The organism is Halorubrum sp. BV1, from assembly GCF_000746205.1.
In the GTDB taxonomy this organism is placed as follows: domain Archaea; phylum Halobacteriota; class Halobacteria; order Halobacteriales; family Haloferacaceae; genus Halorubrum.
Genome location: NZ_JQKV01000002.1, coordinates 196,663 through 213,185, shown reverse-complemented (window position 1 = coordinate 213,185; position 16,523 = coordinate 196,663). Strand labels below are relative to the sequence as shown.

At 69.4% G+C, this 16,523-nt stretch carries 17 protein-coding genes and 1 pseudogene; 10 read left to right on the top strand and 8 right to left on the bottom strand.

What is annotated here, in order from left to right; genetic code table 11:
• The first annotated feature begins 81 nt into the window (after nucleotides 1-81).
• Entirely contained in the window at nucleotides 82-420 is a 339-nt protein-coding gene (locus tag EP28_RS05565) for a cupin domain-containing protein (protein ID WP_049983018.1), read from the top strand.
• A gap of 366 nt (nucleotides 421-786) precedes the next feature.
• Complete coding sequence (locus EP28_RS14535; protein ID WP_230455265.1) at nucleotides 787-948, top strand: hypothetical protein; 162 nt, start codon at nucleotides 787-789, stop codon at nucleotides 946-948.
• Nucleotides 949-984: 36 nt separating this feature from the next.
• Here EP28_RS14535 and cmk read toward each other — a convergent pair whose 3' ends face one another.
• From cmk to EP28_RS14645, 3 genes are all read right to left on the bottom strand, one after another.
• Nucleotides 985-1,596 (bottom strand): (d)CMP kinase, encoded by a 612-nt coding sequence (gene cmk / locus EP28_RS05560; protein ID WP_049983017.1) that lies wholly within the window; start codon nucleotides 1,594-1,596, stop codon nucleotides 985-987.
• Nucleotides 1,597-1,749: 153 nt separating this feature from the next.
• The gene (locus EP28_RS05555; RefSeq protein ID WP_049983016.1) at nucleotides 1,750-2,730 is read right to left on the bottom strand and encodes a formyltetrahydrofolate deformylase; all 981 of its coding nucleotides are present in this window, start codon (nucleotides 2,728-2,730) and stop codon (nucleotides 1,750-1,752) included.
• Nucleotides 2,727-2,849, bottom strand: a complete 123-nt coding sequence (locus EP28_RS14645; protein ID WP_255358267.1) for a hypothetical protein — start codon at nucleotides 2,847-2,849, stop codon at nucleotides 2,727-2,729. The genes EP28_RS05555 and EP28_RS14645 overlap by 4 nt, the downstream gene beginning before the upstream one ends.
• 60 nt (nucleotides 2,850-2,909) lie before the next feature.
• Here EP28_RS14645 and purS point away from each other — a divergent pair, with 60 nt between their 5' ends.
• Both purS and purQ read left to right on the top strand, forming a co-directional pair.
• Nucleotides 2,910-3,161 (top strand): phosphoribosylformylglycinamidine synthase subunit PurS, encoded by a 252-nt coding sequence (gene purS / locus EP28_RS05550; RefSeq protein ID WP_049983015.1) that lies wholly within the window; start codon nucleotides 2,910-2,912, stop codon nucleotides 3,159-3,161.
• Between the two features lie 76 nt (nucleotides 3,162-3,237).
• Nucleotides 3,238-3,915 (top strand): phosphoribosylformylglycinamidine synthase I, encoded by a 678-nt coding sequence (gene purQ, locus EP28_RS05545; RefSeq protein WP_049983607.1) that lies wholly within the window; start codon nucleotides 3,238-3,240, stop codon nucleotides 3,913-3,915.
• Between the two features lie 29 nt (nucleotides 3,916-3,944).
• On the opposite strand, the gene EP28_RS05540 is transcribed toward purQ, so the two are convergent.
• Nucleotides 3,945-4,418 carry an SHOCT domain-containing protein gene (locus EP28_RS05540; protein WP_080506071.1) on the bottom strand — a complete coding sequence of 158 codons (474 nt, stop codon included), beginning with the start codon at nucleotides 4,416-4,418 and terminating at the stop codon, nucleotides 3,945-3,947.
• Between the two features lie 209 nt (nucleotides 4,419-4,627).
• On the opposite strand from EP28_RS05540, the gene EP28_RS05535 reads away from it, so the two are divergent.
• Both EP28_RS05535 and ilvD read left to right on the top strand, forming a co-directional pair.
• Nucleotides 4,628-7,747: a right-handed parallel beta-helix repeat-containing protein gene (locus EP28_RS05535; protein WP_230455264.1), complete on the top strand. Its 3,120-nt coding sequence runs from the start codon at nucleotides 4,628-4,630 to the stop codon at nucleotides 7,745-7,747.
• 93 nt (nucleotides 7,748-7,840) lie between these two features.
• Nucleotides 7,841-9,631 (top strand): dihydroxy-acid dehydratase, encoded by a 1,791-nt coding sequence (gene ilvD, locus EP28_RS05530; RefSeq protein WP_049983013.1) that lies wholly within the window; start codon nucleotides 7,841-7,843, stop codon nucleotides 9,629-9,631.
• A 68-nt stretch (nucleotides 9,632-9,699) separates the two neighbouring features.
• Here the strand turns inward: ilvD and EP28_RS05525 are convergent, their stop codons facing one another.
• On the bottom strand, nucleotides 9,700-9,951 hold the full coding sequence (locus EP28_RS05525; protein ID WP_049983605.1) for a DUF7999 family protein: 252 nt from the start codon (nucleotides 9,949-9,951) through the stop codon (nucleotides 9,700-9,702).
• Between the two features lie 214 nt (nucleotides 9,952-10,165).
• Here EP28_RS05525 and EP28_RS05520 point away from each other — a divergent pair.
• Nucleotides 10,166-10,672: pseudogene (locus EP28_RS05520) on the top strand (NYN domain-containing protein); the annotation flags it as partial.
• A 122-nt stretch (nucleotides 10,673-10,794) separates the two neighbouring features.
• Here the strand turns inward: EP28_RS05520 and EP28_RS05515 are convergent.
• The gene (locus EP28_RS05515; RefSeq protein ID WP_049983012.1) at nucleotides 10,795-11,448 is read right to left on the bottom strand and encodes a S26 family signal peptidase; all 654 of its coding nucleotides are present in this window, start codon (nucleotides 11,446-11,448) and stop codon (nucleotides 10,795-10,797) included.
• A 164-nt stretch (nucleotides 11,449-11,612) separates the two neighbouring features.
• Between EP28_RS05515 and EP28_RS05510 the strand changes: the two genes are divergently transcribed.
• The 3 genes from EP28_RS05510 (at nucleotide 11,613) to EP28_RS05500 (ending at nucleotide 14,736) form a co-directional block, all read left to right on the top strand.
• Entirely contained in the window at nucleotides 11,613-12,824 is a 1,212-nt protein-coding gene (locus EP28_RS05510) for a glycine cleavage system aminomethyltransferase GcvT (RefSeq protein WP_049983011.1), read from the top strand.
• Between the two features lie 88 nt (nucleotides 12,825-12,912).
• Complete coding sequence (locus EP28_RS05505) at nucleotides 12,913-13,782, top strand: CheF family chemotaxis protein (RefSeq protein WP_049983010.1); 870 nt, start codon at nucleotides 12,913-12,915, stop codon at nucleotides 13,780-13,782.
• Between the two features lie 66 nt (nucleotides 13,783-13,848).
• Nucleotides 13,849-14,736: a hypothetical protein gene (locus EP28_RS05500; RefSeq protein ID WP_049983009.1), complete on the top strand. Its 888-nt coding sequence runs from the start codon at nucleotides 13,849-13,851 to the stop codon at nucleotides 14,734-14,736.
• A gap of 4 nt (nucleotides 14,737-14,740) precedes the next feature.
• Here EP28_RS05500 and EP28_RS05495 read toward each other — a convergent pair whose 3' ends face one another.
• Nucleotides 14,741-15,616, bottom strand: coding sequence for an MOSC domain-containing protein (locus EP28_RS05495; protein ID WP_049983008.1), 876 nt, complete (start codon nucleotides 15,614-15,616; stop codon nucleotides 14,741-14,743).
• 75 nt (nucleotides 15,617-15,691) lie between these two features.
• Entirely contained in the window at nucleotides 15,692-16,495 is an 804-nt protein-coding gene (gene psmA / locus EP28_RS05490) for an archaeal proteasome endopeptidase complex subunit alpha (protein WP_049983007.1), read from the bottom strand.
• Nucleotides 16,496-16,523 lie beyond the last annotated feature (28 nt).

The following is a 16,523-nucleotide window of genomic DNA, read 5'->3' as shown; positions in this document are numbered from 1 at the left end:
GGCGATCGGCGGGCGGCGTTCCTCGTCCCCACAGCTTGCCCCATCCCCCCGGTTTAAGCCGCTCGCGGTCGCCCGGCAACTATGGACGTCATACCAGACGAGGACGTCGAGGCGACCGAGGCCGTGGAGGGTGTCTTCCTCACGCAGGGTGCCGTCGGCGAGGAGACGAGTATCCAGCGGTTCGTGATCGAGCCGGACGAGAAAGTTCCCGAACACGACCACCACCACGAGCAGATCGGCGTGATCGTCGAGGGGACGGCGACGTTCGTGGTCGACGGGGAGGACCTCGTCGTCGAGCCCGGCGACACGTACGTCATCCCGGGCGGCGAGCCCCACGCCGCGCTCAACCGCGGCGACGAGACCGTCGTCGGCTACGACATCTTCGCGCCGCCGCGGGCGAACGCCGACTGGCAGAAGTGAGGTGTGAACCGGTCGCGACCCGGCACCGGGACTCGTCGCGACCCGCGTCGGCGACCGCCTGCTCGTCTCCCACTACGACGACGACCTGATTTCGCTCGTCGACGTCGAGACGAGTCCCGTCTGGACCGCCGAATCGTCGGCGCACCCGTTCGGCTCGGTCGTGATCTAACGCCTTAAGAGCAAACCGGACAGCGCCGCCCAGAGATCGTCACAGACGCCGGGGAACGCTGCCGGTGTCCGGAGACCGAACACCGCGCTCGGCGTGAGTCGGCTATGAAGGTGGCGCACGCCTTCGCGATGACGGACAGACCGTCGACTACGTGCTCGGGGACATGATCCTGCCGTAACTGGAGACGGGCGCTCACGGTGTCGACGTCGTCGGGATGTTCTTTTTTCGACCACACGGACGAACACGGGCGCGACCACTACGAGCCGACGAACACGGCGGAGGATGCGACGGTCGGCTGCTTCCCGGACCCGTACGCGGCCCTTGGAACGGTCGGAGTCGATCAGGTCCGCACGCTGTGAGGGTGGCGACCGTCGGACCGGCCTGCGGCGTCGACCTCAGATCTCGAAGTCGGGCGTGTCGAACGCCCCTTCGTCCGTCTCGATGTCGTACCCGTCGATCGCGGCGAGCGCGATGTCGAGCGTCGTTTCGGCGTCCCACCGGCCCGTGTTGATCGCGAGGTCGTAGATGGACCGGTCCGACAGATCGATCCCGTAATACGACTTGTACCGCGTCTCCTCTATCACCTCGCGGACCTGCATCTCGGAGGTCATCTCCTCCCGGCTCGTGGTTCGATCGGCCCGCACCTCGTCGGGGGCGTCGAGCCAGATCCGAACGTCGGCGCGGTTGCCGGCAATCCAGCCGGCGAGTCGCGATTCGAGCACGAACGGCTTGTTCGAGGCACCCCACTTCTCGGCTATCGTCCGGAGCCGCCGGTCGAGCGCCCGGTCGATGTCCTCGGACTCGCCGGTCTTCGCGATCAGCTGTGAGAGGCTCATATCCCGTTCGGCCGCGATCTCGCGGAACAGTTCGCCGCCGGAGACGTACCCGCAGTCGAGCGCCGCCGCGAGCCCCTCGACGAGGGTCGTCGCCCCACATCCCGGCGGCCCCGAGACGGTGACGAACAGGTTTCCATCGATCTCGCGGTCCACTTCCGGGGTTCCACTCATACACGCGCCGTGACGACGGGTGGGCGGATAAACCGGGCGGTTCACGCAGCCGGACGTGCCGAGAGCTACCATCCCGCAAATGGTGGGCGGGCGATGCCGTGGGCGCACCGCGTCACGTACCGGTCAGCGGGCCACCCACCGCGGTCTGTGTCGTCAGTCGTCGCCCGTCTTTGCGGGTTCGGGCCGCGAGAGCGGTTCGCCGTCGACCGGCTCTTCGGGGTTCGCGTCGATGGCCGCGGGAGAGAGCCCGAGTTGGGCGTCGACGTCGACGTCTTCGCGGACGTGGACCGTTCCGCGGTGGATCGCGATTGCGTCGGCGAGGTGGAGCCGGACGGCGTCGAGAAGCACGTCGGCTTCGAGCGGCTGCCCGCGACGCTTGATATCCTCGACGCTCGCGCCGGCGGGGACGTCGAAGACGCGCTGTGCGATGACCGGCCCCTGATCGAGATCGGTCGTCACGTAGTGCGCGGTGACGCCCGCGATCCGGACACCCGCGTCCTTCGCCTGTCGGTACGCCTCCGCGCCGGGAAACGCCGGCAACAGCGAGGGGTGGACATTGATGATCCGGCCCTCATACCGGAAGACGACCTCGGGCGATAAGATGCGCATGTACCGAGCCAGCGCGATGAGGTCGACGTCGTACTCGGCCAACAGATCGAGCAGGCGCTCCTCGTCGGTGTTGCCGTTGCCGTCGCCGACGTCGTAGAAGGGCTTGTCGTACCGCTCCGCGAGCGTCCGGAGGTCCCCGCGGTTGCCGATGACGACCGGGATCTCAGCCTCGCCATCGTCGGCCAGTTCGCCGTTGGCCTCGGCCTCCAAGAGGGCCTCTGGCGCGTGCGTCTCCTTGGTGACCAAAAGCGCGATCCGGCGAGCGTCGCGGTCGCTCGGGAACCGCACCTGGATGTCGACATCGAGTTCGCGGCCGAGTTCGGCGAGCGCGCGGCGGAGTTCGCCGCGCGACGTCTCCAGCTCCGAGGCGTCGACGCGGGTCGTCATCCGGAAGACCCCCTCCCGGACCGCCTGGTCTAAGTCCTCGATGTTGATTCCCCGCTCGAACAGCAGGGAGGTGACCCGCGCGATGAGTCCGGTCTTGTCTCCTCCGACGACCGTGATTTCGGTCAGTTCGCGGGTCATGCGACGATCACCTCCGCGGGTTCGAACGGCTGCATACACCCGCACCAGCGGCCGGAGAGGGTTGTCCCTTTCGCTCCGAAGCCGCCGTCGACGCTCACGATCATCTTAAACAGATCCACGAACATGGATATACAGGGTGTTCCAAAACGGTTTTTACACACGACTCCGCACTATCGATAATGACGGCATACACCGCGACGGTGACGGTGCGGCTGAAGCGGGGCGTCCTCGACCCGGAGGCGGAGACGACCCAAAAGGCCCTCGAACGCCTCGGTTTCGAGCTGTCGGACCTCCGGTCGGCCGACCGCTTCGAGGTCGATTTAGACGCCGCCGACGCCGACGAGGCGGCCGAGCGCGCCGGCGAGATGGCCGAGCGGCTGCTCGCGAACCCGACGATCCACGACTACGACGTCGCGGTCGCGGAGCGATGACGGTCGTCGTCAGCGAGACGACGCCGCTCGTCACCGACGCGGACGCGGTCGCGGCCGCCCACCCGAGGTGGTCGGCGTGACGGTCGCCGTCGTCCAGTTCGGCGGCTCGAACTGCGACCGCGACGCGGTCCGCGCGCTCGCGCATCTTGGGATCGACGCCGAGCGCGTCTGGCACGCGGACGGTCTGCCCGCGGACACGGACGGAATCGTCCTCCCGGGCGGGTTCTCCTACGGCGACTATCTCCGCGCCGGTGCGATGGCCGCCCGCGACCCGATCATGGAGGCTGTCCGCGAGGCCGCCGCCGACGGCGTCCCCGTGATCGGGATCTGCAACGGCGCGCAGATCGGCTCGGAGTCCGGACTCACGCCCGGCGCATTCACCACGAACGCCTCCGCGCGCTTCCAGTGTGAGCCCGTGTACCTCAGAGTCGAGCGCGCCGACACGCCGTGGACCGCCGCCTACGACGAGGGGGACGTGATCGAGGTGCCCATCGCGCACGGCGAGGGTCGCTTCGAAATAGGCGAGGCCGCCCACGACGACCTCGTCGCCGACGACCGCGTCCTCTTCCGCTACTGCGACGCCGACGGCGAGACAACGGACGCCGCCAACCCCAACGGGTCGACGGACAACATCGCCGGCGTCCTCGGGGACAGAGAGCACGTCGCGGTCCTCATGCCGCACCCCGAACGCGCCACGCTCCCCGACCTCGGCCGGAGCACGGACGGTGCGGGAATTCTGAAAGCGTTCGCCTGAGTCGTCTGATCTACGTTCTCCCGTGTCGATCAGCGATCCGCGCGCTGCTCCGACCGCGCGGGTATCGTCTCGCCGCCGTCTCCGATGTCGATATCGCTGCCGCCGGCACTGCTCGTCGTCGTCTCGCCGTCCAGTTCCCGATCCAGCGCGCGCTCGAACTCCGCCTCGGAGAGTTCTCCCTCGGCGTACCGCCGCTTGAGGCGCTCGATCGGGTCCTCCTTCGGTGTCGCCGTCGCACCCTCTCCGTCGTCGCCGGCCGAAAGTCGTCGAACGGCGACGTACGCGATCACGAGGAGCGCCGCGACCGTCAGCAACACCACCGGGAGCGTCGTCAACCACATTCCCCCCATTCCACCCATAGCGCCCGTTCCACCCATAGCGCCCGTTCCACCCATAGCGCCCATACCGCTCATTCCGGCGAGGCCGGCCGTCGCGCCGAGTCCCGCTGTGTTGGTGGGCTGTTCTTCAGTGCGTTCGACGTCATCGACAGTCCCACCAGTCATACGCGAGGGTTCGTTCCCCACGTTCAAATACGCGCCGCGGGTTCTCAGGTGATCGAACTCCGCCCTGGACCCTCGGGAGGTCATTCGGAGCGGTGTGTCTCACAGGTACACGGGGCAAGCCCACGGCCTCAGGCGCGGATCGCTGACTCGCAACCCAACGACTAAGTCGTCTACTCGCTAACGCGAATCGTATTCGTAAAGTGATATCTGTGCGCGATACTCGACTCCGATGGACGGCGGCGATACTCGTGGGCGTCGCCCTCCTCGGAGGCGTCACGGCCGCGCCGGCCAGCGCCGCGCCCCCGGACGTTACCTTCGTCGAGTCGGCGATCGAAACCGACACGGCCTGGACGCCCGCGGACGGGCCGTACCGGATCGCTCGCTCCGTGGAAATCGAACCGGGCGCGACGCTCACGGTCGAACCGGGGACCGAGGTGCAGTTCGCGGAAGGCGTCACGCTCACCGTCAGCGGGTCGCTGCGGGCCGACGGCACGGCCGCCCGTCCGGTGACCATCGGGCGGACTGCGGGGGCGGCTCCGGACCGCCGGTGGGGCAGCCTCCGCTACAACGGGACGGACGACTCACGGCTCGCACTTCACAACACCACGCTTCGGGGCGGCACCACCGGAATCGCCGCCGCGAGCGACGCGGGCGAGATCCGTCTCGTCGACTCCACGCTTCGGGACTTCACGACGGCGGGCGTCGGCGTCACGGACGCGACGCGTACCGCTCCGCGGATCGCCGTCGTTCGGTCGACGGTCCGCGACGTCGCCGGACACGCGCTCGCCGTGACTCCGTCAGACGGGGCGACGGAGCGCGTCGAACTCACCGCAGCCAACCCGAGACGGGCGGAGACGACGCGGAACACGCTCTCGCTCGATCCGGGTGTCGGAGTCTCGATGGACGCGCTCCGACTGCGGTATCCCGCCGACGCCGCAGTGCAGGGTGTCGGTGCCGATACGGTCGGGCGTATCGGTCTCGATACGGACCGCGACGGCGAGATCGACCGGTCGCTCGGCGGGGCGGTCGCGGGCGTTTCGGTCGACGACCGACAGGTTGAGATCGCGCTCTCGCGGACGGTCCGCGTCTCCAGCCGCGACCGGCTCCTCGTCGAGTACGACGGCGTCGTCAACCCGAGCACGCGAGGCGTGTATCCCGTCGACGTGCGTCCGCTCGACGGCGGCGTCCCGCAGCTCTCCGACGGCGCACGGGCGGCGTACGTGGTCGGCGAGGACGTGGAACCCTACGCGTCCGAACCGAGCGCGCAGACGCGCGTCAGTAGTCTCACCGTCGCCGAGTCCGCGCTCCGAGACGTCGAGGGTGCGGGGATCTTCGCCGCCGCCGACACGGTCACGGGAATACGGGTCACCGAGACGCGGATGACCGGCGTCGGCGGCGACGGCGTCGCCGTTCGGGGCGCACAGAGCGAGCTTCGCGTCCGCAACACGGATCTTCGCGTCACCGACGCGGGCGTTCAGGTCGACGCCCGCACGCAGACGTCGGTCCACGCGGTCGGCAACCGGGTGACCCAGTCGACGAGCGGGATTCGGATACGACAGTCCGAGCGCCGCGAGCGCGTGTCGACGCAGGTGACACTCCGGTCGAACGTCCTCTCAGAGAATGCTCGCAGCGGCGTCGACATACGTTCGACGACGAGTCAGGGCGACCTCCACGTCGTGAACAACACCGCCCGCGGGAACGGACGCGACGGGCTCCACATCGGCACGTGGGCCGTCCGTACGGGCGAGATCGCGGGCAACGACGTGCGGGGCAACGGCGACGACGGGATCGCGGTCGAGAGCAGCGTCGTGACCGACCTCGCGGTGTCGGACAACGACGTCGTCGGGAGCGACGGAGCGGGCATCGCCGTCCGGACGCGCGGCGGGGCACACGACCTCACCATCACCGACAACACCGTCGCCGACGGCGGGGGCCACGGCGTCGCCGTGACGACCGATCTGCTGATCGACGCGGTCGACGTGGCGGGCAACCGCCTCGCGAACAACGCCGGTGCCGGCCTCTTCGTGTCGAGTCCGATCACCCACAACGGGACGCTCGACGTGACCGAGAACGTCGTCGCCGCGAACGCCTACGGGGTCGCGACACGCGGCGTGGTCGACGCCACGATCGCTCGCAACGACATCGTGTTCAACACCAACGCTCACGCCGAGCCGGTCGCGATCGACGGCGCGGACCCCGGCACGGGCGTCTACGTGGCCGAGGGCGACCGTGGCGCGATCCTCGACACCAACGGATTTGCGGGAGAATTCGAAGACCGCGTCGCAAACCAGCGAGTCCGTCGCCAGATCACGTTCGTGCGGTTCTGGAGCGAGGACACCGTCGTCGTGCTCCGGACCGACGGTGTCAGTCACACTCGCGCCGCAGAGACGGGTGCGCTCGACGTCCGGCGCGTCATCGACGCGCTTCCGACCGCTATCGGGCTCACCGACGGCGCGTCCGCGAGCGCGGGTGTCGCGGTCGTCGACAACGACATCTACGGCCAGCGGCGCGGTCTGACGGTCGACGTCGAGCCGCTCATCGCGGCGAACGCCACCGCTCGGTTCGTCACCGACGCGGTCCGCACCGTCGACGCGGAGTCGAACTACTGGGGCGACAACACCGGCCCCTACCACGCCTCGATCCTCCCGGAGGGAGACGGCGACACGGTCGTGACCGCGGCGGGCTGGGTCGACGTCGTCCCGTTCAGCGAGACGCCGAGCGGTCGGCGCTACGTCCGCCCGACGCCGCGGCTCGACGCGCCCGAGCGCGCGGCTCCCTCGACGCGTTTCGAGGTGTCGGGCGCGGGTTCGACGATCGGTACGGGGCGCATCGGCCGGTACCACTTCTTCACCGACGGGACGGCCACGGATCCCCAGACTGCGCCGACGCGCCGCCTCGTGATGCCCGACGACCGGCTCACGGTGGGTCTCGGGGTCGAGAGCGAACTGGGCATCGACAGCGCGTCGACGGCGACGGCCGAGGTCGCGGTGGCGACGACCGGGACGGCTCCCCCCGACGAGTCCTCGACGTCGTCGCCCGAGTCGCTCCTCTCGGCGCTCGGGTCGCCGCTGGGAGTGCTCGGTGCCATCACCTACGTCCTGGCGCTGTTGTTCGGCGGGCACGGACTGGTGCGTACGTTCGAGAGACGGCGGCCCCTGCTCGACGGCAGGACGGTTCAAGCGCTCGCGCTCGCCGGAGTGGTGGTCTGGCTCGTCGCCGGCGTGTTGGGCTCGCCGCCGCTCGTGACGCTCGGCGTCGTGGCGGCGGTGCTCTGGGCTGGGCTCACGGGCGTCTCGTTCCTCGTGGTGCGCCAGTTCTTCGCACAGTAGCACGCCGTCTTCGGTGGTGACCGACGCCGGCGTCGATCCGGAGCAACTTGTTCCGGTGCGTCAGTTTAAGACCCCCGAGCGATAGGGGCGAGTATGAGCGAGCAGCAATCCCGATCCGACGAGGACGCGGCCTCGCGGGGACGCGGCGACGCGGACCGATTCGCGGGCAAGAAAGACGACGACCTCCGGAGCAAAGACGTCACCGAGGGCGCGGAGCGAGCCCCGCACCGCTCGATGTTCCGGGCGATGGGGTTCGACGACGAGGACCTCTCTTCGCCCATCGTCGGCGTCCCGAACCCCGCGGCCGACATCACGCCGTGTAACGTCCACCTCGACGATGTCGCGGAGTCGGCGCTCGACGGTATCGACGCCGCCGGCGGTATGCCGATCGAGTTCGGCACGATCACCATCTCCGACGCCATCTCGATGGGGACGGAGGGGATGAAGGCCTCGCTCATCTCGCGGGAAGTGATAGCCGACAGCGTCGAACTCGTCTCCTTCGGCGAGCGCATGGACGCGTTAGTGACGGTGGCGGGCTGTGACAAGAACCTCCCCGGAATGCTGATGGCGTCGATCCGCACCGACCTTCCCTCCGTGTTCCTCTACGGCGGCTCTATCATGCCCGGTCAGCACGACGGCCGCGACGTGACGATCGTGCAGGTGTTCGAGGGCGTCGGCGCGTACGCCGAAGGCGACATGAGCGGCGAGGAACTCGACGAACTCGAACGCCACGCGTGTCCCGGCGCGGGCTCCTGTGGCGGGATGTTCACGGCGAACACGATGGCGTCCATCTCCGAGGCGCTCGGGATGGCCCCGCTCGGCTCCGCCTCCGCGCCCGCCGAAGATCAGGAACGCTACGAAGTGGCCGAGCGCGCGGGCGAGCTCGTCGTCGAATGCATCGAAGAGGACCGCCGCCCCTCCGACATCCTCTCGCGGAAGTCCTTCGAGAACGCGATCGCCTTACAGACCGCGATCGGCGGCTCGACGAACGGCGTCCTCCACCTGCTCGCGCTCGCGGGCGAGGCCGACGTGGACCTCTCGATCGAGGACTTCGACGAGATCTCGCGGCGCACGCCGAAGATCGCCGACCTCCAGCCCGGCGGCAACAGCGTGATGAACGACCTCCACGAGGTCGGCGGCGTCCCCGTGGTGCTCCGTCGCCTGCTCGAGGCGGACCTGCTCCACGGCGACGCGAAGACCGTCACGGGCCGGACGCTCGCCGAGGAAATCGCGGTGCTCGAAGCGCGCGGTGACCTCCCGGACGACGACGAAATCGACGCGGACTTCCTCTACACGGTCGACGAGCCGAAGGAGGCGGAGGGCGCGATCAAGATCCTCACGGGCAACCTCGCGCCCGAGGGGTCGGTGCTCAAGGTGACCGGCGACGACGCGTTCCACCACGAGGGACCGGCGCGCGTGTTCACGAACGAGGAGGACGCGATGGAATACGTCCAGTCCGGCGAGATCGAGTCCGGCGACGTGATCGTGATCCACAACGAGGGTCCGACCGGCGGCCCCGGGATGCGCGAGATGCTCGGCGTCACCGCCGCCGTCGTCGGCGCGGGCCACGAGGACGACGTGGCCCTGCTGACCGACGGGCGGTTCTCCGGCGCGACCCGCGGCCCGATGATCGGACACGTGGCTCCCGAGGCCGCCGTTGGGGGCCCGATCGGTCTCATCGAGGACGGCGACGTGATCACCGTCGACATCCCGGATCGAGACCTCTCTGTCGACCTCTCAGAGGAGGAGCTGGCCGAGCGCCGCGAGGCGTTCGAGGCCCCCGAGCCGCAGTACGAGGGCGGGATCCTCGCGAAGTACGGTCGCGACTTCGCCTCCGCGTCCGAGGGCGCGGTGACGAACCCGCGGCTCACGCGGGACCTGTAGCGCCGATACACGCATCCACCGAAGCGGTTCGTCGCTAACGCGGCGCGGCGCGTCGCTCGCGCTCGCTCTCACTCCGCGATGCCGCCGTCGGTCTGTGCGGTCCGGACCGACTCGGCGCGCCAGACGTTGCTCCGACGGCCGGCGCGCGACAGTTCCATCTTCACCACCGAGCCGACCGGCAGGTCCGCGACGCGCTCGCGGGCGTCCTCGTCGGCGTAGTCGACGATGTGGTACGTCTCGTTGCGTGGATGTGCACGGACGGTGGTGCATTCGTGATCGTTCTGTTCGGAAATAACGGTGTACGAGTTTGAACTCGACATCATATTCCGGAATAATTGGATATACTATTTCAAAACTTCGTATATTCACTACGTGTATCGATCAGGACATAATACCGATATAAGGTCGGTATTTCCGATGCGGCGTGGAGTTCCGATGAGGAGTTCGGCGGCGGCCGACGAACGGCCGGTTCCCCGCCTCCGCGCGCGCCGGGCACATCATCACGCATATCTCTGCGGGTCTCGAAGCCCGGTCATGGAGCAAGGCGGCGAGACGGACGCGGACGCCGGCGGCGTGGCGCTGTTCGTCGACGGACCGAACGTACTGCGCGAGGAGTTCGACGTGGACTTAGACGACGTGCGCCGCGCGGCGGAAGCCGAGGGGCCGCTCGTCGTGACCCGGTTGTACCTCGACGAGCACGCGACGCCGGGACTGATTCAGGCCGCGGAGGCGCGCGGCTTCGAGGTCGTGGTCACGAGCGGGGACGTGGACGTGAAGCTCGCGGTCGACGCGGCCCGGTTCGCCGCCGAGGGTCGGATGACGACGCTCGCTATCGCCTCGCGCGACACGGACTTCAAACCGGTCGTCGAGACGGCGAACGGGTACGGCATCCGAACGCTCGCGATCGCGCCCGGGAAGTTCGGCCGGTCGGACGCCCTCCGCAACGCCGCGAACGGGTCCGTGACGCTCGACGGGGACGTGAACGGCGGCGTCGGTGGGGACGCGGAGCGCGACGGTGAGGGTGAGTCGGACGCGACCGAGGAACGCGGTATCGACGAGAGCACCGGCGCGACCGAGGAGCGCGACGGCGACGGGAATAACGCGTCCGAGAGGCCGGGCGTGGAGGGAACGATCCATGAGGACCGAACCCGGTAGCGGCGCGGTCAGGATCGGCGGCTCGCGCTGATCCGGCCGAGCAGCACCGCGCCGATCCCTCCGGTGGCGGCGGCGATACCCCCGAATCCGACTGCGGTCGGAACGAGGCCGACGCGAGCGATGGCGGCGTCGACGGCGAGGCGGACCCACCCGAGTTCGGGCACGGCGATCACCGCCTTGGCGCGTATCCACTCCTCGCGGACGACCGGCGCTATCCCCGCGCTCTGGTCGTACTCGCCGTTGGCGTCGCCGTAGGTGATGTAGCCGTCGTGCGGGGCGGGACAGGCGTCGAGGTCGGCGCAGTCGCCCTCCAGGAGCGCCGGATCGGCGCGGTCCGTCCAGTCGTCGCCGGCCGAAACCGGGAACGCGACGCGGTGGAGGATCGGCCCGAGGCCGTCGCCGGGCGGGTCGAAGGCGACCACGTCGCCCGTGCCGCCGAGCCGCGTCGGCGCGTCGGGAGCGGCGTGTCCCGTGACGCCGTCCCACGGGAAGCGGTCGGTCGCCGTGACCACGACGAGGTCACCGCGCTCGACTTGTGGGGCCATGCTGCCGCTCTCGACGGCGACGAGCGGGGGCCACGCGCCGACGACCGCGGCCGCGACGAGCGCGACGACGAGGACCGCGACGGCGGGACCGAACGGTCCCGATCGCTCTCCGTTCACGTCGATACCGGAGGGACCGGTCAGCTTTGAGACTGTCGGCGGTGCGCGGCGGACGCGTCACCGCCACGGGGTCCTATCTGCGGTATCGCGCCTGCTCACGACTCGCGGGCGCGTCCCGGTTCGATGCCACTGGGTTAAAGAGACGTGCCGGCGAGTGTGTTCGCATGACGGACCGACAGCCGCCCCTCCACGAGACGCACGACGCGCGCGGCGCGAAGTTCACTGATTTCGGCGGGTGGGAGATGCCCGTCGAGTTCGACTCGATCCGCGAGGAACACGCCGCGGTGCGGGAGTCGGTCGGCGTCTTCGATGTCTCGCACATGGGCGAGATCGAGGTGTCGGGACCGGACGCGGCCGCCCTGCTCGACCGCCTGACGACGAACGACGTGACCGCGCTCGACCCCGGCGACTCGCAGTACGCCGCGATCACGAACGAAGAGGGAGTCATGCTCGACGACACGGTCGTCTACCGGCTCCCCGACGGTATCGAGGCGGGGACCGCCGCCTCGGCGCTCGTCGACCTCGGTGCGGATCCCGACGCCGACCCCGACGCGGACATCGCCCTCGACGGCACCTCCGGCGATCCCGCGTACCTCTTCGTGCCGAACGCGGGCCACGACGACCGGATGTACGACCGCTGGGTCGCCCACCGCGACGAGTGGGGGCTTGACGCGACCGTCGCGAACGCGACCGACGACTGGGCCATGCTCGCGGTGCAGGGGCCGGACGCGGCGGCCGCGCTCGACGACGCGACCGACGGCGGCGCGGCCACGGGCCTCTCGAAGTTCGAGGCGACGGCGGCGGCGGTCGCCGGCGCGCCGAGTTGGGTCGCCCGAACCGGCTACACCGGCGAGGACGGCTTCGAGATAATGTGTCCGGCCGCCGACGCCGCGGCGGTCTGGGAGGCGTTCGTCGGTGAGGACGCCGCCGACGGACCCGCACAGCCGTGCGGGCTCGGCGCGCGCGATACTCTCCGGATGGAGATGGGGTACCTGCTCTCCGGGCAGGACTTCGACCCCGAACGCGAGCCGCGGACGCCCTACGAGGCCGACATCGGCTTCGTCGTCGACCTCGACACGGAGTTCGTCGGCCGCGACGCGCTCGCGGCACAGCGCGAAGCGGGCGTCGACGAGCGGTTCGTCGGGGTGCGTCTCCTCGACCGCGGCGTTCCGCGCGGCGGCTACGCGGTTACCGACGGCGACCTCACCCGAATCGGACAGCTGACCTCCGGCACGATGAGCCCGACGCTCGACGAGCCGATCGGTCTGGGCTACCTCCACGAGAGCTTCATCGAGGCGGGAGCGGAGGTGAGCGTCGTCGTCCGCGGCGACGAGAAGCGCGCCGAGATAGTCGTCCCGCCCTTCCTCGACCGGTAGTCGGGGTCGCCGGGGGTGAGCGTCGTCCCGTTCGCGTCCCGCCCGCCGAGGGTAACAGTGAATAGCGAACGGCTGATAGGAACACCCGATGGAGGAGTCCGTCGTCGCCGACTTCGTCGGCCGCGTGCACGCCACCGACTTCGGGAGCGGCGATCCGGTGAGCGGCCGCGTCCTGCTGAGCCAGCGCCGACTCGTACTCGCGACGGACGGCGGGAAGGCGACGATCCCGCTGTCGTCCGTGTTCGACATCGTGGTCGGCACGGTGCCGGGCGATCTGCGGTCATTTTTTAAAGACAGCGTCACCGTCGCGTACGAGCAGAACGGCGCTCGAAAAAGCGCCCTCGTCGAGGGGGAACCGGAGGACATGGAGCGGTTCACGCGGCTGCTTTTCACCGCCCTGCTGCGGAACGTGACCGTCACGGTTCGCCACCCGGCGCAGATCGGCGGGCGCGTCACCGACGCCGAAGACCACACGGCGTCCGTGTCGCTGTCGTCGGGCGCGATCGGATTCACGAACTGTCCGGAACCGTTTCAGGTGGACCTCTCGACGGTCATCGACTACGAGCGCACGGACCGGACGCTCGGGGGGACGCGGCGACCGGCGCTCGTGTTCCGACACGTCCCGGACACGCAGACGGTCACGTCGATCGCGACGGTCCCGAACGGGCGGACGCTGAACATCCTGGGCCGGTACATCAAACTGGAGTACGAGGAGGTGAAAGAGGACGTCGAGTCGTTCGATCCGACGGAAGAGCAACTGGAGATACTCGTCTCGATCTACTCGGCCGGCGGCGAAGCGAACGTCGCTGACGTGGTGACTGGCGACGTGGCCCAAACGTCGATGATCTTGGAGACGCTCCGCGAGGAGTCTCTCGTCGTCGACGGAGAGTCCGGCGCCGCGCTCACCCGCAAGGGAAAGATGATCGTCACGTCGTATCTCGAGTCGGTCAACTCCTGATCGACGATCGGACACGAACGCCGCATAGGGATAACGTTCATGCTACTGGGGACGAAGGGGATCCACATGCCAGCCGACCGCCGCAGGCACCGAACGAAACTCGACGCCGCGGCCCGAGACCGGGAGATAGAATTCTCCGGGATCGACGCCCGCGCAGACGCGTCCGGACGATCGCCGGGACCGCGAGTCGCGCGCGTGCCGGAAACGCACGTCCACGACACCTTCTCCGTCGACGGGATCGATACTGACCGGCGAGAGCGGCTCCTCGAAGTCGTCCTCGCGGACCGCGAGCGAGTGAGCGCCGTCTCCGCTACGGCCCGCAACGGTACCGTCGGGATCCATCACGCTCCGTCGCTCTCGCGGGACGATCTCAGAGGGACGCTCGAATCGCTCGGATTCGTCGTCGACGCGGGCGACGCGGCGTTCGAGACGCGCCGGGCCTCGCAGTTCGCGTCCGCCAGAGTCGCGGTCGCAGTGCTTTTCGGACTGATGGTCGCGACGCCGTACATCGCGGTGTTGTACCCGACCCGCGCCGAGTGGCTGTTTTACGACCCGGTGACGGTCCAATACCTGCAGTCGATCCTCGACTCGCAGATGGCGACGCACTTCTTCGTCAACCTCGGCGCACTCTCCGGAATCGCGTTCCTCGTCGCCTGCGGCCCCCGTATCCGCCGAGCGATCGGCGCGGTCGCGGACGGCCGCGTCACGAACGACGCCGCGTTCGTCGCCGGTGTGACCGCGCTGTTCGGCTACAGTACCCTCGCCGCCTTCACCGGTTTCGAGGGAACCGTTCACTACGACCTCGTCGCCTACGCGGTCGTCGCCGTCACCCTCTGGACGCACTTCGGCGTCGACGACCCCGTCACCGCCTCCACGACCGCAGACGAACCGTTTTCCGAGGCCGCGAGCGAGGCCGACGATGAGCCGATCGCCGTGACCGACGGCGGCCGGTAACGCCTCACGCGGCGTCGACGTCCATCACGTCTCCGACCGCTATCGAATCTCCGACAGCGACGGTGTCGCCCCACGACGCCTCGGGGACGACGGTGTTGACCATCAGCCGGAACGCGTGGTCGAACCGATCGCTGTCGAGCCACGCCGGGCGCGTCTCGCGGCGCTTGCGGACGAACCGCTCGCGGAAGCCGTCGATCTCGGCGCCCGTGTCCGGGTCCCGTGACGGCACGACGCAGCGCTGACAGGGGTTGACGCCGAGGAGTTCGGTTTCACCGGCGGTGAACCGGACGCCCTCGCCGCGGTCCGCGAAGAGCCGGTCCTCGAAGAAGGCGGGACAGCCGGAGAGCACCACGTTCGGGCGGAGCCGCCGGCGCATCTCGGTGGCGTCGGCGACCGCGTCGAACCATCCGCCGACCGTCTTCAGGGTCGCTCGCGAGACGACTGTCGGCCCGGGGGCGGCGCGGTCGTCGGGGAAGCCGCCGTCCGGTTCGCGAACGAGGTCGACGGGGTACCCGAGGTATTCGCCGACCCACGCCTCGAGCGCCTCGCGATCGTCGGGTAGGCGGAACCGCCGGTCGTCGGCGTCGACGCCCGTCTCCGGTCGCGCGGGGCGGTCGAGCGTGACCGCCGTCGGCGTCGCGTCCGGGCCGTCGGCCAGCTCGTAGCTCGCCCGGAGCCCGTGAACGGCGGGGTCGCGCTTCCCGTTGACGTAGCCGCCGTCGCCGCCGACCGAAGCCGCGTGGGGGTCGACGCCGGCGCTGACGAGCGCGTACGACCGGTCGCCGCGAAGCGCTCCCTTCGGGCCGAGTTCGGCCCGGTCGATCGAGACGCCGTCTGCGGACTTCAGCGGATACGCGACGAGTTCGCCGATACGCACCATGCGCCGGCTTCACGCCAGCGGCGCAAAAAGGGTCGGTCCGTTCGGGCTCGCCGCCGGTCGGTGATCTTCGGCGGGCTACTCCTCGTCGTCTGCCGCCTCGTCGTCTGCCGCCTCGTCGTCTGCCGCCTCGTCGTCTGCCGCCTCGTCTGCCCCCTCATCGTCGGCCAGCCCGGCGGCCTCGAACGCTTCGGTGACTTCGTCGCCGGGGACGGTCCGGTACCCGTCCGCTACGGTGATCGTCGCGACCGCGAGGTCGGCGGGGTCCAAATCGTCTTCGTGGGCCGCGAGTGCGGCGATCGCGAGTTCGACGCCCGCCTGAAGCGAGAGGTCGTCGCTCCACTCGTCTTCGAGGTGCTCTTGGATCGTCTGGCGGCCGCCGCCGATGACGGTCGCCTTCCACTCGTTCGGCGTCCCGGAGGGGTCGGCCGCGAACAGACGCGGCTCGCCGTTGTCGATTCCGCCGATGAGCAGCGCTGCGCCGTACGGGCGCGTGCCGCCGCGCTGGGTGTTCTCTTGGATGTGGTCGGTGACGAACTTCGTCAGCGTCTCGACGCCGACGGGCTCGCCGTACCGCAGGCGGTTGCCCTGCGACTGGCGGCGCGCGAGGTCGATCAGCTGGCGGGCGTCGGCGACGTGGCCCGCGCTCGCGGTGCCGAGGTGGTCGTCGAGCTTATGGAGCTTCTCGATGCTCTCCGCCTCCATCAGCGTCGACGACGCCCGCGACATCGCGACGAAGATCACGCCCTCCGTCGTCCGGACGCCGACGCTCGGCGCGCCGCGAGAGACGGCCTCGCGGGCGTACTCGACCTGGTAGATACGGCCATCGGGCGAGAACAGGGACGTGCCGCGGTCGTACGCCTGCTGATCGTTACCACCCATCATCGTCGATCACTCGCTCTCGCGGTGT

Coding starts and splice junctions, on each gene's coding strand:
- EP28_RS05565 (WP_049983018.1), top strand. CDS start 82: ATGGACGTCATACCAGACGAGGACGTCGAGGCGACCGAGGCCGTGGAG.
- cmk (WP_049983017.1), bottom strand. CDS start 1,596: ATGAGTGGAACCCCGGAAGTGGACCGCGAGATCGATGGAAACCTGTTC.
- EP28_RS05555 (WP_049983016.1), bottom strand. CDS start 2,730: ATGACCCGCGAACTGACCGAAATCACGGTCGTCGGAGGAGACAAGACC.
- purS (WP_049983015.1), top strand. CDS start 2,910: ATGACGGCATACACCGCGACGGTGACGGTGCGGCTGAAGCGGGGCGTC.
- EP28_RS05540 (WP_080506071.1), bottom strand. CDS start 4,418: ATGACTGGTGGGACTGTCGATGACGTCGAACGCACTGAAGAACAGCCC.
- ilvD (WP_049983013.1), top strand. CDS start 7,841: ATGAGCGAGCAGCAATCCCGATCCGACGAGGACGCGGCCTCGCGGGGA.
- EP28_RS05525 (WP_049983605.1), bottom strand. CDS start 9,951: ATGTCGAGTTCAAACTCGTACACCGTTATTTCCGAACAGAACGATCAC.
- EP28_RS05510 (WP_049983011.1), top strand. CDS start 11,613: ATGACGGACCGACAGCCGCCCCTCCACGAGACGCACGACGCGCGCGGC.
- EP28_RS05505 (WP_049983010.1), top strand. CDS start 12,913: ATGGAGGAGTCCGTCGTCGCCGACTTCGTCGGCCGCGTGCACGCCACC.
- EP28_RS05500 (WP_049983009.1), top strand. CDS start 13,849: ATGCCAGCCGACCGCCGCAGGCACCGAACGAAACTCGACGCCGCGGCC.
- EP28_RS05495 (WP_049983008.1), bottom strand. CDS start 15,616: ATGGTGCGTATCGGCGAACTCGTCGCGTATCCGCTGAAGTCCGCAGAC.
- psmA (WP_049983007.1), bottom strand. CDS start 16,495: ATGGGTGGTAACGATCAGCAGGCGTACGACCGCGGCACGTCCCTGTTC.